Origin of the sequence: Paenibacillus sp. FSL H7-0323, assembly GCF_038002725.1 — a bacterium.
GTDB classification, from domain to species: domain Bacteria; phylum Bacillota; class Bacilli; order Paenibacillales; family Paenibacillaceae; genus Paenibacillus_AQ; species Paenibacillus_AQ odorifer.
This window is the reverse complement of record NZ_JBBODB010000001.1, coordinates 16,435-33,272: the sequence shown is the minus strand read 5'-3', so window position 1 is coordinate 33,272 and position 16,838 is coordinate 16,435. Positions and strand designations below refer to the sequence as shown.

Genomic DNA, 16,838 nt, shown 5'->3' with positions numbered 1-16,838 from the left:
CATTCGTTGTTCGTTGTGGACAATATGCAGATAAGTCCTGACAACATTAATAGTCGGGCTAACTACTCCAAAAGATGCTTTGCCTTTTCATCCTCTCTATCGGGGCGGCGCATTTTACAGTTGCGTAAATTTTGAAAAACCGCAAGAAAACGAAGACAACAAAAAACAGGCCAATCATGGTGGTATCTGACCATAATCGACCTGTTTTATGTAACGGAATAGCGTTATTTGGGTGATAAAATTAAAGCATTTATGTGCGTACAAACGAAATGGCGAAATCTTTATACGGGTATTATATGGGTTATATGTGTTATTGGTTGAATGATGGGTTCATTCGGCAATGGGTGGGGTCTGTACCAAATAGCCGCCGCGACAGTGCCATGAGCAAAAAACTGCCACAACACGGGCGGCTAGCTCGCATTGTGGCAGTTTACATGGGTTATAAGTGTTATTGGTTGATTGATGAATTCATTCGGTAAGGGGTAGTGCCTTCTTTATTCTAAAAAGCTCCCCTCATAATAACTATATCTATGTCCCTTAAGAATTTCAGTAAAACAACCATTATCCCAGACATGTGATGAATTATCCAAATATACATGTCCTTTGGTAAAGAAAGATAATTCATTATCACCATTCGATAAAAATAAAGCATTTAAATTATTGTTCTTCATCAAATTGAACACTAGAGATAGCACAAACTTAATGGATTCATCATTGTATAAATTGTTTATAAAGCGAATACTTAATGTACTTTCATACACAAACTCACTTCTCAAAAACTGAGTGTCATAAGCGTTATACGGATATTCGCCAGACTCCGTTAAGTAAACAGTCAAACCAAGTGATTTTTCAAATTGACTAATTCTAATTCCTTTTGGAAAGTCTATTGCATCAATATCTGTATAGCCCATTGATACAAGTTCTTGCAATAAACAGGATTCAGATATTTTTTGTTCTGTTTTGAGAGAATACTCAATAGCCACTTGACCACTCCTTTATTATGGTAATAGATGAATAGCATTACCGCTACCATCAATTGCAATTAATTCTTTTAGTCCAGTAATCGGCCAATCTGCTAATTGTTTCTTCAATGCGTTCATATCACCTGTCCAATCAGAGAGATTTAAAACAACTCTATCTGTCTGACCTGCTTCTACCTTAGCTTGTATACTTGAACCTATATTTCTTGGAGAGGTTTTTGGTTTTGGAGAGTAACAGTCAAAAATTTCTCCCTCAATCCTATAGTCTGGATTTTTTATTGTACTCGGTACATTCGGATTTTGCTCTACCTGGTATCCATTTTTAGCCAAAATCTCTGCGGCTTCATTTTCACGTTCCAAAGCTCGTATGTTATCTGGGTCTGGATCGTTGTAATTTACCTTAGTTTTAGTACCAGAGGGACTCGCATTGGGATCAAGAATACCACTAGGATTTGTTCTACCACCCGAACCTCCATTACCCGTCCCCTAAGTGGTAATCTTAAACTTAGGAATAAAAAGATGATAGCCATTTTACCAACTATCACCATTATATCAACTTGCTAGACGTTCTGTCAGAGGACTTGATATGTAAGGCGTTTTGTTCTTCATCATGCTATAAATGATGTTCACAAGCCTTCTCATGACGCATATGAGGGCTTGTTTCTTCGTCTTACCCTCTGCTAACTTACGTTGATAATACTCGTAAAATAAGGGATTACGCTGTCTCTTATTTTCCCCTTTGGCTACTTGAATTTGCTGAACGGCAAGGTTATGGAAGATGCTGTTCAAGACCCTATTCCCTTGTCCGCTTGCTTGGTCTTTGCCCTTGCCGCCCGAACTAAAGCGTATCGGTGCAATTCCTGCGAATCGTGCTAGCTTGTCTGCACTGGAGAAGCGATTAATGTCTCCAATCTCTGCAACCAGTTCTGACGCTGTAACCACGCTAATACCGTCCATGGATTCTAACTTGTAGTCGGTTTGGGCTAACACCTGACGAATCTGTTCTTCTGTTTGTTTGATTAGTTCTCTGCTTCTTCTCATGTCATGAACCATATTGATGATAAGAAAGTCTCTGTATTCTTGGAAATTCCTCTTCGTCTCCCCATCTTGCGTAACCAGTTCAAGTATTTCTTCTGCCTTACGGGTAGAACAAGTATTGTTACTCGCTTTACGTAGATATTCTGCAAGTTCCTCAACCCCCACCGTTAACGCTAGATGAGGTGCAGGATACTTCTCCCAAAAAGCAAGAGCGGCTTTACCATCTATGTCGCAGAAGAACTTCTTATAAGACGGATAGTGATAGCTTAGTTGTTGGTGCATTTGATTTTTTAAACCACTAGCATGTTTGACAATAGAATTACGTCTTGCAACCATTTGCCCGATTGTCCAGTATATGTCCTGTGGATTGGCATCTGGTAGTTCATCAAGCCTTGCAAGTAAGACTTTGGCGATGCAGAACGCATCCCAACTATCACTCTTTTGAGTAGTCGCATTACTCATACGTTCATTGTAGGATAATGCGGAATTGACTTCCTTGACGACTTGCTTATTTTCAACTAAATGAACGGCTAAAGATCTACCATTGCCGCCCGTATCTTCTAAGCCATACACAGGGGTCTAGCCTTTTGTACATTGACTCTTTACGAACTTCATTAATTCATCGAAGGCTGTGGGCTTGTTCTCAATCTGGATTTCGCCTAGTTTATCGTTCCAACAATTGACGATGACCGCTGTATGGTGGGCTTTATGTAAATCCAAACCAACATAAATATGTTTCTGCTTGTAATGTGTCAAAAGGATTCACCTCTGGTTATGGATTCTGTCGTGACTTGGGTAAAGAATAGGGGCAACCTCAGTTCGAGCGTTAATCTTTCGATTCGCAATGGGACGCAAGCCTCTCTATTCCATGCCTAGTTGTCACAGTATGGCTTCATGTAAGCCAATTGCTTCTATATCTCCATAGCGATATGTGCCACTATAAAAATCACGTTTATCTAAGATTCGTTTGATCTGCACTTTAGTAAACAGACTACCTTGCCCAGTCGTAAAACCTTCTTCATTCATAGTTTCTGCAATGTTAGTCAATGACCATGCTGTGTGTTGTTCCTTTATTGCAAATACTCTACGGACTATTTGTGCTTGCTTCTCATCTACTGTGATACACTTCTGACCTTTCTTTGCTTGATATCCAAAAGTTGCTCTTCCACCTGCATAGCCGCCCTGTTGGGCTTTCTGGTTTCTACCCCGACCTAACTTCAAAGCAATCTCCAAGCGTTGATACTGGTCAAGTAGTTCCATCAGACCATTAATTAGAAAGTCATTCGGGTCTTTCTTGTGGATGCTGTATGTTGGTTGCTCAATGCTCCGAACATCAACACCATGCTTCTTAAACTCTCGATGTACCAATACTTTCACGATGTCAGACCGCCATAAACGGCTTGTGTTGAGAACGATAACTGTATCAATAGATTGAGTGGATAGGGCATTCAACATGCTCTGAAAGCCAATTCTATCCACCTCAAGCGCATCTTCATTGACTTTAGCCCCACTGATACCTTCATCGCTATATATGTTCTTCAAGTTCCATCCTTGCTCCTGACAATAAGAGCGGATTTCATCTTGTTGGTACGCTAAACTGTAGCCATCTTTGGCTTGACCTTGTGTAGAAACTCTTACATAACCGATGACATTCATGCTGTTTCCTCCCCCACCGTTACAGAAATCAGGATTATTGTAACGCTAATACGATACAATCACATTATATATCGCATTACCGTTGCAGTAAATAAGGTTACAATGATATATTCAAAGAAATACTTAGAATAACATCGTAACGGTAATGCGATGCATATTGGTGGAGGGAAAATAAATGCCTATTCGAGTACGATTACAAGCCATATTGGATGAACGGGGGATGTCTCAACGGGAATTAGCTCGTTTAATGAACATCCGCCCAAACACGATAAGTCATCTCTGCTCCGATAATGTTAACTCGGCTTACTTCGATACATTGGAACAGATATGCCGAACTCTTAACATCAACCTGCATGACTTACTTGTACTGGAAGATGATTAATCTGACCACATAGAACCGCACATGGAAGTGTTATGGCTTCCTTCCACTGTGCCGCTGCTACCTCATCGAAATTCAATGTAGGTCGCTCTCGCATTTCCTCTACAATCAACCTTCGGTAATAGCCCGACACATCCTTTTGTTGCAGTTCTCCGCTCATTAGCCCACTCACTCTTTCCCGTTGTTTGGGCTTTAAATGTTCTGGATGAGTCAGATGGGTGCACAGATAAAACCTGTTGAACTTGGGCGGAAACTGTATGATAGCTTCAAGTGGTATCTTCTCATCAGGTGCATATACAATTTCGAACCTCGTTAACTCCCCCTCGATGACCTTTCTATGCCGACTCATCAACTGACACTTCTTATCGTAAACTCTGCTATAACCTGCTACTTGTCTTTGATGCTTTTTATTGGAGTAGCGAGTACCTTGCCAAGTGTGCATATTCCGCCCTGTAAGTGATAAAGTGAACAATTCTGATATAGGTAACGGAATGTCAAACGCCACATCACATCGTACAAATAGGATTTCTCTGGCGTAATCCTTTATTGGCTTTAGCCATGAATAGAAATGCACTAAACTATCGGGATGGCACTCAATTCTTAGCGTATTCTTTCGTGACTTAGGAACAAAGGTAAGTTGATAGGAGATGTGTAGGTAATGCCCACGATCTCTTACATGTAAATGATACTTAAACCCCTTTTCTTTCAAACGAAGGTTAGCATTTAAATACTCCCGAAGACGTAATTGAAAAGGATTAAAGAAATCCCAATACACATCCGTAAACTCTACTACAATACGGTCAATTGAAACTTGTACCCCTTCCATGTTCAGCCCCCAACCGAAATTTTTTAACGAATTTCGGACTATATTAGAGGGCAAGGTGGCTAGCCTTACAACGTTGCCTTACCTGTATATGTTGACTGGTCGTCACCAGATTTCTTTCCTGTACCGTAATCATCGTTGCAAGTGTCAGTTACGTTGCGGACAAAGTCCTATTTTTTTCATAACACCTTTACTATAGTTGTCGTGCTATCCATCTTGAAAGTTGTGATTCATGTCTTTCTCACCCTCACTATCGTTATATGGTAATCTACAGTTGCTAGTAAATTTTGAAAAAACCGCAAGATAACAAAGGTAACAAAAAACAGGTCAATCATGGTGGTATCTGACCATAATCGACCTGTTTTTTGTAACGCTTTAGCGATAATTAGGTTATACTTTTCGAGCATTACTGTGCGTACAAGCGAATTGAAGAAATCTTTATTGTGGTATTACAAGGGTTAAGTATGTTACTGGTTGAATAAAGAATTCATTCGGCACTGGGTAGTCCCCACATGATACATTAGAGGAATGGAAATTCTACGTCATCACAAAGAGTTCTATCCAATGATATTATCTTTTTAGCCGTAAACTAGTAATTAATAGCTTAATACTCTCTGAAATCACTTCGAATGAATTTCTTTCGAAGTCCTCGAGTTTCACAGAACCATCTTCGTTGTCAACCACTACGTTAAGCCCGTTGCCTTCTATCCCTAATGGAATATTCTCAAGTTTGTTGTCGTGGTTATTCTTGTATCCTTTAAGCGTGTTACTATAAGAATCAATATCTGCCTTTTGTAGTACCGATTCTAGTTTTATATAATGGTCTTTAATAAATCCATCTAAATCGGCAAAATAATATGAATTAAAATATTCTATAACAGACGGATGAATCCTGACACCTAAGTCCTCTTCTAGTGAATTGAAATCATAAAAGTCTTTTTCGACAGGTTGCCATGAGATGTACTCATCCTCGTCAACCTCCCCAATGTAAATAAGAGATTCAACATCTTCATCGAATGGTGTTTTAAATAAAAAGTCCAATCCTTCCTCAGCAATTTCTTTCCTTAATGAAAAATATTGATTCATAGCTTCCTTTATAGACAAACATATCACCCTCTACTTGTTTAAGAATTTTTCTAGTAATTCAGCATATTGGCTATCACTACCCCAAATTCCTGCTTCTTTTTCAGCATTGTGTATTCCACCTGACCCAGGATGTAATTTTGATGGTACTGCAACAGCTTGACCACCGCCCCCAATATGATGGTGAATAAGAGTGTCATTATTCAGTTCTTTAATATTAAACTGTGGGAAGTGTTCTCTGAACTGCTTATCATTAATTGGTGAAAAACCTAATTCAATTTTTTGTTTATTGGCTTTACTTATACTTTCAGGATATTTTTCCATTACCTCTTTCCAGTAATAATCTTTATCTCGTAACCATCCTTCTGAATTTGTACCATTCTTTCCCTTACCTACATATGGCATTTCCACTGTCAATTTAGGGTCAGCGGCATATTTAGCCTCGAGTTTACTTAGATCAGCATTCCGATATGTTCTAATTGGATGGTCAACATTACCCATCCCCTCAACCGCTTTCACTTCTACATCCTTTATTGAATGATTACTGTCACTCTTCCCTTCCATCTTCTCTCTTAAAATCCGGTCCATTTCATTCTTAAAATTGATTTGCATCGGGGTCTGTGGAAGTGCCGGCGTATCTATATCTAGATTATTTATCTTGAATTGAAAACCTTCATTTGTGCTAAATGCCGGCAACGGTTTTTGTACCTCAATACCTTTTACAGAATCTAACCCTTTTGGAGGCTTTAGACCTCCGCCTCCTGTAGGAAGCAAAGATTTTTCTGCCGGACCATACAACAACGTTACCATTCCCAGACTATTGAGCCAATGATCCGCTGACCATGCTTCGTCTGGATTAAATGCTCCTTTCGCCATCTCCACTGTCCCCAGTGTTAACCAATCCGCAAACTTCTCCTTTGAATCAAACATATGCTCTGATCGATCTTTGGCTGCTTCATATATCCCGACCGGAATATCTCCTGTTATCCCTAATGTTAACCAGTTGAAAAAGTCATAGGGGGAGTCTGTCGCTTTATCCGCACGAGTTCTTAATGTCCCTACAAAACCCGTTCCAATCTCTTTAAAACTGTCTATCGATTTATAAAAGGCATTTTTAGAATCCTCGGGTTTTGCTTGTTCCTCCGTTTTATTCTTTCTAAACAGATTATAGGAATCCAGTTGGGCGACTGATGAAGTCAATTTCATAACATCTCCCCAAGCCTTTCCACCTTGGTTTGTCATCACATGTACACCCAAACTTACTCCAGTAGCAATCATCTGTTCTATGGTGGTTTGAACGCCTTCCAGTTGCCCTTTTGCCCAGGCTCCCTTCTCCCCTTTTTCCATTGCCGTCCGTAGTAGCAACTGATACGTTTCATTCTGCACTAGTGGTATGCTTCTACTGGTAATCGACGGATCATAATCACATGCCTTAACCGCTGGTTTCTTAAAATAAGTGCTTAGATCCTTACCCGCCTGGTACTGGACCTCGTCTATACCCAAGGATTTCAGCTTCTTGCGTGCGTCTTCCGCTAACTTATTGCGTCCATTTGAGTCTGATTTCCAAACGCCTGATATACCTCATAGGCTGTCTGCGCCTTCGCGATCTGATCCCGCGCCAGGTAGATATCCTTCAGTTTACTTTGCGCGGCTATAGAGTCGATCGTTCCCAATCCTGACTTTTTAACAGTTGCCTGGAGCTTCTGCACCATAGGATCACTATTCAACTCATCCCAACCCATCAGAGTAGCAATTGAGGTGATCAGATTCGTGACCGCTTTCTGAGCCGTCGTCGGAATAGAAGACTGCCCAATTGCACTTCCGCTCCCTAACCTTTCGAACATACCCCCAAGAACACCGAACTGCTGAAAAAGTTGATTTGCCTGCCGCTTATTCTCATCCTGTGCGCCTTGAACACCTTTTATCGCGCCTCGAATGATGTCTTCCAATTTTTCCGCTTCTACCGTCAGTTCGTTGATGATTATCTGCGCCTGCACCTGGTTTGATCCTAATGGGACGCCACTCCAGTTACTAGCTTGACCTTTGAACTGGAGGTACAGCCGGTTGGTGTCCTGGCTTACCTGTCTTATTTTCGTCTGCAGGCGCTCGACTTCATCTACGTTAAATGTAAGCTTCGTTGACGCCATGTGATTCCCCCTGCTTGCTTCTAATAAAATTAGCTATGCAGCACTCTGCATAGCTAATTACAATTCTTATGTAGTGGGGCTCATGAAGTTTGATTTACTTAAAACTATATTAGAATTTTTGCGAATTCTTAACCGCAGCGGAAAGATCTTTATACTTTATAGATACATTATTCATATGATCTCCAAGATCCTGAAGCGACTCTGCAAATTTATCAAATGTCGGCTTCAATTTTTCCACCTTATCTGTAAAATCTTTTGCTGCATCATCTTCCCAAACACTGTTAAGATTTTTCATCGTAGTCATAACTTTTCTAATTAAACCGTCTACTTCCGTACCGTAATTTTTAATTATTTTCGCCTGTCCAGCTAATCCATCATAACTCAATGTAACTTTGGTTGTTGCCATTATTAACCTCTCCTTTAAATGATTTTTTATATAAAAATGAACTTAAAAAATACTTTTTAACACCCCAAAAGATCTTTCAAGTTCATTATTATAGCTCCGGTTTCCTTTATATAATTATCGGTCTTCAATGATATAAAGTTTATATTTAAATCCATTTAAAGATAAATAAAACATTTAAGTTATTTTTTTCTAAAGTTTATTTTGCCTGCCCCTGATAATCATTTCGTACAGAGTAATCTGATTCAAACAGAATGATATCCCCAGAGGAAAAAGAGAACGTTTGCCCCATTTCATCTGTGCTCCCAGTCATCTGACCTTCAATCGCCCACATGTTAGCAATAGGTGCCTTGTAGCCTAAAATACGAGTGTCGGCATCCCCATTTTTAACCGTATAAATTTCGAAATTTACCAGGATATAGCCGCCAGTGATAAACTCCTGCTCATGCCCATCTAGTGCCCCTCCATAATGATTCGCCAGGGTGACAATGTCTGTTCCTTTAGGCAGGATGTAAGGGGCTATCGGCAGGTTGTATTCTCCGTACCAGTGTTGAACGCTCCGAACCGCCGCTATCGGATTCACTCCATTAGGGATATCGGTCGGACCTACTAAGGTTCTCGATTTATAAGGTAGAAGCTCTAGGTTATAGCCTGTAGCGATTTTAGTTTTGCGCTTTGTATATTGCTGATAGAACTTCAGCCAAGAGGTCTTTTCCCGCTCCGCCTCGGACAGTATGTAATTGTACTCATAGCTTGCTGCCGTCGATAATTCACCACTCGATATATTTCGCAAGCCATCCGCCAAGCGGTAGGTCCGAGAATAACTCAGCTTATCCTTGGAAGAGCCGACTCCGATCATTTTATTATTCGAACCGGAGATATCATAGTACAGATCGACAGGTGTCGCTGTACCTCCGTTTTTCGGAATAAAATAGAAGCTTGGCTCGATCCGGATACCCTCGCCCGGCTGCCACAGGTTCCCGATGGTCCGGAAGTCAAACAAGAAGGAATAGCCGTTATGCGGTACCGTCCGTTGCTCCGTAGGATGAGAACCCTTGCGGATCGGCAGCTGCCACTGTGGTTGTCCGCTTAAAGCGGTCGGTATGCCATTCTCATCATTCCCTCCCGTATAGTACATCGTGTTGCTATGCTCAAGTGTCCCCACGCCAGTTCGAAACACCTTTTCAAACCGAAAATCACCGATGTCCCAAATCCGAAAATCGAACAGTCGACCGACGACCCCAATATTAAAACTCTCCGAAGCGCAGTAATTCGTCAAATTACCGTTCAAGTTCTCCTCACAAAGATCCAATCCATCTGACGGGGCGTTTATAGCCCAAGACTGCGTATAAATGGTATAGTCGCCTTCATTCACCCAGGTTGGCATAGTAAAGGTCATGGACGGTGTTCCAACAGGGATGTAGATCCAGGTATTCTCTGGGTAATACTGGCTGCCTTGAAACACACCAAACGGAAATTGAATCCGCTTGTTTTTCGTGTATTTGGCATAATCCCGGTTGCCGTACCCAGGGATATTGAGATGCTGGCCACTCTCCGTAAAATGTATGGTGAACGGCCGATCCAAGATCAGCACCGCCCTAGTCATATCCGGTGTCATACGTTGATCGAATGGGCGGTTATCGTCTGGAAGTAGCGAGTAGTTGACGACCGGTGTGTGCACGGTAACGGAGTTAATCGGAGAGATCAAAAATTCCTGATCTCCGTTTCCCTCTACGTTCTCCGACAGCATTGTATAATAAATGGTACCCGTGCTGGTTGTATTCTGCCGATTGAGTAAACCGCTATTGATCATCAACTGGCCCTCGTAAAGCACCTCGTCTCCGATGATTTGCGGATCAGGAATCCTCCCTGGGGTAGGCCCGGTCTTGTTAGCAACGGTATCATCCATAATCGTTTCCCCGTTAAATACTAGTCGGTCATTTTGCACCTCAGGATCTTTGGTCTGCATTTCCGCAAGGTCTGTGAGCACGTCTGTATCCTCAACATCTTCAGGACCCGGTTCGTGGTCTCCACCATCTACCACTTCTGGCTTGAATTCTATCCCTCCCGTATCTTGGGGAACAACATGGTCTTCTACTTCTGTACTATTGGTAAGCTCAAGCGTCGGCGAACCATAATTATTAGGATATAGAGTGACTTCTCCTCCAGGCAGCGCATAGTTCTCCATCTGGGCACGATCGATTTGATAAACAGCTAACTGATCTACCTGCCAGTACGCATATTCTTTTGGAGTCAAGTCAAAGGTATAGGTCTTATCAAATTTCCCTGTTTTAGGAAGCGGAGCTTGAGGAATCGATGTTCCATTTGGTCCTGGAAGATTCGGCTGCGCTTCCTCCCACTTCGTCGGATATGTAACTTTAACACTGCAGGAATAACGAATCTGACCTGCCATATTGGCGAAGGTATGTTCAAACAAATAGTTCTTTCCCCACACATTGGAAAATAAATTCTCAGAGGTGGGGATTCCCACCGGTGCATCAAAATGGCGTCCATTTGCTGTATCATCACCTAGAATTGCACCGTTCGCATCCGGTTCCATAAATGACGTTTGCGGAGCAGCGATCTTGTTTGGTGGATCAATAGTATACTTACATTCGCCTGAGCCTTCTCCCTCGGTGGGAGGGCTACCAACTTTTTTGTAACTGGCCACCATTTTGACTCCACCTACATAAACCTTAAAATTACGCTGAACTAAGCTGGGATCATTCGAAGCTTTGCTTTGAATATATAATTGATCGCTTGGCCTCAGAATCGGAGAAAGCCAAGATTGGTTAATTTGATATTCCTCTCCCTCGTATTGAACGGTCAGGGGAAAAGACTTTACAATGTTATAACCAGCCTTATAATTACCAATTAATTGATCGCTCACCACGATTCCGTTCGAAAGTTTAAGAATCATATTAACCGGATAATTTTCCCCCTGAAAGGGAACTGTGACATCGAAATATTGTCTCAAATCTTCTGGATGAGCCCAACTCTCTGCGTGTTTAATATCATACAACGTATGATAGGGTCCGGAAACTTGGATTGGGTTCGTTCTGGACCCCGTCACTACTCGCATTATGGCGCTAGCGTATAATGGAGTGCCTTCAGAGATGACTTGTTCCGCCTTAGCTTGTCCAATAGCGGCGAGCACTTCTGCTTTAGTCCATTCGAAGTTTGTAGTCACTATCCCATCTACAATAGTTTCTGATTTCACATGCCCTCCGCCATTATCTTGTAATTTAATACGTTGATTAGAAGGCAATGAGGTAGGGTCGCATTGCACTTCACCTCCATAGGCTCCAGAGGATGCACACGTTGGTTGGGTATGAATATACCAACCTACCGTCTGGAATCTTATACTCGAAGAGGCTTCATTGGAAGTTGTTGTATAAAGAAATGCCCCATCTTTAAACTTGGCCATAAAGGCAGCCTCTACAAGACTTATAAAAGGAGAAAACAATAAAGAATTTATTAGAATTAACAATAGACAACCGAGGCATTTACGCCGCATCTTTCATCACTTCACTTCATGAAGGGTGGTGTTTTCAAACAAGCTTGAGAGTGCATCTATATTAAAATGCTCACCTACTATAGGATTATAGTAATTCGTAGAGATACTTAAATCAGCATAACCCTCATACCAGACCCCTTTTTTTAATTTCTCGTGAAGTCTGAATTCAGCAAGTTTGAAGTATACGTCATTAAATAAGTCCTTATACTCTGTAAAACTATTAATTCTGAATCGGAACATGGATCGAACGCGGTAATCCCCGGTTCCTGGGTAATACAACACGGACGATTCAGGGTCAATTGCCCCTTCAATTTGAATCTTATTTTTCTTCACCCATTCGGCATATTCTTCAATTTCCTTTTCCCGGATAGAAGACGATTGATTCTCGTACTTAAAGGATTCTTTCGCATAACTTGCCGGATTAATCGTTTTATAATCCACATTCAACCGTAGATCAAACCCAATTTTCATACGTTTAATGATTTTGGCCATATCTTCACTCGTTAACTCTTTTTTGCTAAACACCTGCGCTCCAGTCTCAGCATTCCCAGCAGAGTAGTTTATGGTATGCCTCATTTCGTACATTTCATTCGGGATGTCTTCCAGAATATATGGATAATCTTTATAGTTCTTAGGTAGGTTTGTCGTACGTATTTTCCTTCCAAAATAATCAAGTTCCCCTAAATCTTTACCCGGCGTGTGAATGTGCACACTTTGAGAAAATTCGTCCACCTCCACTTCTGCGGATAACAGATCAGAGACAACGGTTAATGGAATCATCGTCATTCCATCTTTTTGTACAACCATAGCACCAAGCGCTACTGGTTGCCCGTTCACTTTCGCAAAAGAAGAACCTACTGTCAGTACAATTTTGTTTTCTTTTTGCTGCAGAGTTAACGTTTTGTTTGCTGCATTCCAGTTAGCTTGTGTGCCGAGTTTTCCTGAAATCATGCGGAATGGGATCATTGTCGTCCCATTTTCTGAATAAGGATGTCCCTTTGTCAGTGGATATTTAATGCCGTCCATGATGACGTTCACTGCTTTGGCAGCTGTTCCTGCCGCTCCCGCTGTAGTAATTAACAACACTAAGCTTGCGAACACACAAATGACTATAGTCATGCCTCTTCTTGCCTTCTTTGATCTAATAATTGCTGATAGACTATTAAACTTAAAATTCCTCATGTTCTCACTCCTCCACAATGAAACTTTTTTTTAATCCGATGACCCTATTTCTCCATACCAAATCTTTTACTCCCACATCTATCACCTAACCGCACAATCCTCAATAAAATACCCTTTTCGCGCAGCCTCCTCTGGATCGAACAGACTTTCTATAACAGTAACCCCCGGGGGTACACAGCTTTCTCCATAAGCAATATGTCTCCCTGCTGAATTCCGGGTACCTATCAGAACCTTTCGTCGCATTACTGCCCCACTACCTAAGGAATATGCATCCAGCAGTTCTCCCCCAGGAAGTGGATAACCTTGAATAAAAGCCATAATCCCTACATCCTGTATGGATTGCTCCTGCAAGCCGCGGGGAAGGGTGAACTGAATCGACAAGCCCATTCGTTTCACTAGCTCCAAATGTCTGTTAATGGCTGTTGCCAAGTCTTTTTCAACGAGTGATGTGATCGTACTCTGCCGGATTTCGTGAAATAGTTCTATAGAGGTCAGAGGATTAAGATTGGTCTCAGCCGCTAGGGTTGTATACTCCCCCTCATAGAATTCATTAGAGGTAGTATCATACACCCGCGCATTATCGTCCAAAGTGAAATAAAGCAAATTGCCGTTCTGAAGCTTGTAATAATATGGACGCTCAGGCCAACTCACAGGCTTAAGTTCATCCTTCCCGCTATTACTAGCCGTGTCGTCCAAAGTAACCAACGTATAGCCGCTATATCCAAACATCACCAGTGCGGGTATATGCATTTTTAAATTGTTCATTTCAGTCTGGTTGTTCTCCAGCCCAAATTTCAAAGCTAAATCACTGTAAAAAACACTTAGCACATCCTGATCCAGTTGCAGTTGGCGTTCCCGCCCATAGTGCACTGCTGTGGTAGTAGGCTGCTGTTCCAGTCGTGACAGATAATCACCAGCATCATCCACTGCGGCTTGAAAATCATCCGAATAGCGTTTATACATGTCCTGATTGAAGACCTGAAGATCTTCTCGAGTGTCGCCCATAAGAACAAGAGGAATGACCAGAATTAGAAAAACAAGCACAACACTAAGGGGCTTCACTTCGGACCATCCCCCCATACTTCAAATTGACCGGAATCATTTCACTATGAAACAAGAGCGATCGCATCCGTGAGGCAAGTGTCGTCCCTTCAGATTCTAACCGGACATTGAACAGATCGCCTACATGCATGGTAAACCTTCTACCTGGATCATCTGCAGCCAGTAAAGTTCCTGAATGCGGATATAAGATTTCCAAAATATCCTTGCTGAAATATCCGTCATATCGGACACTAAAGCTGTTCTGGAATGTAGAATAATCATCAGGATTCGTATATAAGGGCTGTAAATTCTTTTTGTAATACTCCATTTGCACTTTGAAAACACCATATGAAGCATCCAACGAATGAAGAAACAGCTCATAATCGGAAGTATCCAAGTATCCTTTAGCACGAACGGTATCCACGAATTCCACCACAGCCGCATTGGCGGCGAGCTTAGTATTCCTTTCTACAACTTCGGATTGACGGAATGCCGGATAGACTCCGAACACAAATGCCAGCAAAATAATAATAATTACACCTTTCAGCGCGTCTGCCATGCGGCTCCTCCTTTCTAGCGGGTGGCGGAGATTTGCGTAATCATCTCATCGGTTCGCGTGACTCTTAACTGATAAGCAGCATCAGGCACTCCACGCAAATCCACTGCTGTAAGGTCCGTTTCCTCATTAATTGCAATGCCATCGATATATAAAATAAATTCCCCCTCCAGTGCTGGAGAGATCATACCAATGACCTGCTCACCGCTAATTTTGTTCAAATCACCTATCCCTTTGTAAGGTGCCGATGCAACTGTCGGCAGCTCATAGTGCCTGTTTGGAACAGAACTCTCCATCTCCAGCCGCAAAAACGTAAATCCGCCGACAGCAAACAAGATCCAAGCAAAGAGGGTTAGTAGAAATTGAGTGCTAGTTTTCATTTATGATCCGGATTCTGATTAAATTCAATAATTCGAACCTCATCATTTTTGTCCTTATGTAAGGTAGCTCTAAAAATAGAAAGCGTATTGACATTACAGTTTTTACTGTTATCTTGGTCAGAGCTCTGGTCGAGCATTGCTGATACACTAAAGTTATCAGCACCACTGTTCTTGTCTCCAAGATCAAGCTCTGATGCCGGGTTTCCGCCACTGGCCGCTTTCGCAGGCTCATAATAAGTTTCATATGTGTTTTTCGCATAAAAACCAGTTTTATTTACTCCAGTCTTTATCAGAATAGAAAATTGCGGACGTCCCTTATATCTCATTGCCGCGTTAATAACATCCTGACCAGATACATCCTTGTTATCATAAGAATTGAACTCCGCTTGATTGATCATCTGAGTCTGGGCCAAGGTCTGCTCCTGGGCACGGATGAAATAATTATTAATGACAAGATATATACTGACACCTGCGGCAATAATCAGAATGGTGACAATAATGCCAATCACCCATTTAAGTCCCGTAGAAATATTCTCCATCTATACCCACCCTTTTCGATATCGTTTTTATTTCTGGGTAAAAACTATTAAGCGAACCTCCTCATTGCTGTCCTTATAAACAACCGCTTTAAAGACGGAGAGTGTATTTACTAAATAATTATCACTGTTATATGAATCTGAATTTGTCTGATCAAGCATCGTCGAAACACTGACACTAGTTGTTCCGTTGTCCTTAGATAAATCAACTACCGGATTAGACGTATCTTTAGGTTCTTCGTAATTAGATTTATAAGTATTCTCCGCATAGAATCCTGTCTTGTTTTCCCCTGTTTTAATCAAAATCGCGAACTGCGGACGTCCCTTATACCGCATTGCCGCATTAATCACATCCTGGCCGGATACATCCTTGTTATCATAGCTGTTGAACTCCGCTTGATTAATCATTTGGGTTTGGGCCAGAGTCTGTTCCTGTGCGCGGATGAAGTAGTTGTTGATAACCAGATAAATACTTACGCCTGCGGCAATAATCAGAATGGTAACAATAATGCCAATCACCCATTTAAGTCCGGTCGAGATATTCTCCATGATGTTTCCTCCTCACCTTATTTGGAGCTAATTTTTATTTTATTGCTCTTAACGCATCTACTCCGCTACGAAAAAAATAGCTGCAATGCGCTCATTATTATCTTTTATCAGCCTCGCCCTATATCTAGCTTGTGGACTGATATAATATTGTCCTGAAGCATTCGAGATTTCTTCTTCATCTACACCACTTTCGCTTCCCTCCTTGAACTTCGCTCCGGAATAATCAAACGCACGGCAATAACCTTCTCCACTTGGATTCATGCTAAATCTTCTTTCTACCTCATTCTGACCATTAGCATATGGTTTCTCAACGTATAGGCAGAAGCCTTGCTGCGACTCGTACCTCCGATAAGCTGTGAGAATCTGGGAGCCGCTGACAATCTGATTGTCAAATGCGGAATATTGCTGCTCCGAAAGCTCCCTGGCCTGTGCCGCCGCCTGGCTATTCGCCAATTCGACAACTGGCTGTGTCTTCCCCCACAAGAACAGACCGGATGATATAATGGCCAGTGTGATCAGAATCGATATTGTTGTTTTCAAAAAGCTTGCTATATTCTCCATGCCTGTA

The 16,838-nt window shown here is 41.7% G+C and carries 17 protein-coding genes and 1 pseudogene; 1 reads left to right on the top strand and 17 read right to left on the bottom strand.

Annotated features, from left to right (window positions below):
• Nucleotides 1-494: 494 nt before the first annotated feature.
• The 4 genes and pseudogenes from MHH89_RS00165 to MHH89_RS00150 all read right to left on the bottom strand — a co-directional run bounded on the left by MHH89_RS00165 (nt 495) and on the right by MHH89_RS00150 (nt 3,674).
• A complete protein-coding gene (locus tag MHH89_RS00165) occupies nt 495-983 on the bottom strand; it encodes a SitI3 family protein (RefSeq protein WP_076220186.1) in 489 nt (162 codons plus the stop codon).
• 15 nt (nt 984-998) lie between these two features.
• Nucleotides 999-1,340, bottom strand: coding sequence for a CdiA C-terminal domain-containing protein (locus tag MHH89_RS00160; protein ID WP_081390666.1), 342 nt, complete (start codon nt 1,338-1,340; stop codon nt 999-1,001).
• A gap of 192 nt (nt 1,341-1,532) precedes the next feature.
• Nucleotides 1,533-2,774 (bottom strand): annotated as a pseudogene (locus MHH89_RS00155) (IS110 family transposase).
• A 123-nt stretch (nt 2,775-2,897) separates the two neighbouring features.
• Nucleotides 2,898-3,674 (bottom strand): recombinase family protein, encoded by a 777-nt coding sequence (locus MHH89_RS00150; RefSeq protein WP_076220188.1) that lies wholly within the window; start codon nt 3,672-3,674, stop codon nt 2,898-2,900.
• Nucleotides 3,675-3,849: 175 nt separating this feature from the next.
• Between MHH89_RS00150 and MHH89_RS00145 the strand changes: the two genes are divergently transcribed.
• A complete protein-coding gene (locus tag MHH89_RS00145; protein ID WP_076220189.1) occupies nt 3,850-4,056 on the top strand; it encodes a helix-turn-helix domain-containing protein in 207 nt (68 codons plus the stop codon).
• On the opposite strand, the gene MHH89_RS00140 is transcribed toward MHH89_RS00145, so the two are convergent.
• From MHH89_RS00140 to MHH89_RS00080, 13 genes are all read right to left on the bottom strand, one after another.
• Nucleotides 4,019-4,879: a hypothetical protein gene (locus MHH89_RS00140; RefSeq protein WP_076220190.1), complete on the bottom strand. Its 861-nt coding sequence runs from the start codon at nt 4,877-4,879 to the stop codon at nt 4,019-4,021. The two genes, MHH89_RS00145 and MHH89_RS00140, sit on opposite strands and share 38 nt — an antisense overlap.
• 567 nt (nt 4,880-5,446) lie before the next feature.
• Nucleotides 5,447-5,962 (bottom strand): SecY-interacting protein Syd, encoded by a 516-nt coding sequence (locus tag MHH89_RS00135; RefSeq protein ID WP_341088773.1) that lies wholly within the window; start codon nt 5,960-5,962, stop codon nt 5,447-5,449.
• A 30-nt stretch (nt 5,963-5,992) separates the two neighbouring features.
• Nucleotides 5,993-7,345 (bottom strand): hypothetical protein, encoded by a 1,353-nt coding sequence (locus MHH89_RS00130; RefSeq protein WP_341085970.1) that lies wholly within the window; start codon nt 7,343-7,345, stop codon nt 5,993-5,995.
• A gap of 146 nt (nt 7,346-7,491) precedes the next feature.
• A complete protein-coding gene (locus MHH89_RS00125) occupies nt 7,492-8,106 on the bottom strand; it encodes a hypothetical protein (protein ID WP_341085969.1) in 615 nt (204 codons plus the stop codon).
• A gap of 109 nt (nt 8,107-8,215) precedes the next feature.
• Nucleotides 8,216-8,512, bottom strand: a complete 297-nt coding sequence (locus MHH89_RS00120) for a WXG100 family type VII secretion target (protein ID WP_076135786.1) — start codon at nt 8,510-8,512, stop codon at nt 8,216-8,218.
• A 196-nt stretch (nt 8,513-8,708) separates the two neighbouring features.
• Entirely contained in the window at nt 8,709-11,936 is a 3,228-nt protein-coding gene (locus MHH89_RS00115) for a DUF5704 domain-containing protein (protein ID WP_081387193.1), read from the bottom strand.
• A gap of 96 nt (nt 11,937-12,032) precedes the next feature.
• Entirely contained in the window at nt 12,033-13,208 is a 1,176-nt protein-coding gene (locus MHH89_RS00110; protein WP_081387194.1) for a copper amine oxidase N-terminal domain-containing protein, read from the bottom strand.
• 81 nt (nt 13,209-13,289) lie between these two features.
• Nucleotides 13,290-14,270 carry a hypothetical protein gene (locus MHH89_RS00105; protein ID WP_076279373.1) on the bottom strand — a complete coding sequence of 327 codons (981 nt, stop codon included), beginning with the start codon at nt 14,268-14,270 and terminating at the stop codon, nt 13,290-13,292.
• The gene (locus MHH89_RS00100; protein WP_076279374.1) at nt 14,257-14,808 is read right to left on the bottom strand and encodes a hypothetical protein; all 552 of its coding nucleotides are present in this window, start codon (nt 14,806-14,808) and stop codon (nt 14,257-14,259) included. Before MHH89_RS00100 ends, MHH89_RS00105 begins: the two co-directional genes overlap by 14 nt.
• A 14-nt stretch (nt 14,809-14,822) precedes the next feature.
• A complete protein-coding gene (locus tag MHH89_RS00095; RefSeq protein ID WP_076309117.1) occupies nt 14,823-15,185 on the bottom strand; it encodes a hypothetical protein in 363 nt (120 codons plus the stop codon).
• Complete coding sequence (locus tag MHH89_RS00090) at nt 15,182-15,724, bottom strand: hypothetical protein (protein WP_076219081.1); 543 nt, start codon at nt 15,722-15,724, stop codon at nt 15,182-15,184. The genes MHH89_RS00095 and MHH89_RS00090 overlap by 4 nt, the downstream gene beginning before the upstream one ends.
• A 27-nt stretch (nt 15,725-15,751) precedes the next feature.
• Nucleotides 15,752-16,270, bottom strand: a complete 519-nt coding sequence (locus MHH89_RS00085) for a hypothetical protein (protein WP_076303955.1) — start codon at nt 16,268-16,270, stop codon at nt 15,752-15,754.
• Between the two features lie 57 nt (nt 16,271-16,327).
• Nucleotides 16,328-16,831, bottom strand: a complete 504-nt coding sequence (locus tag MHH89_RS00080) for a hypothetical protein (RefSeq protein WP_076309116.1) — start codon at nt 16,829-16,831, stop codon at nt 16,328-16,330.
• Between the last annotated feature and the right edge of the window lie 7 nt (nt 16,832-16,838).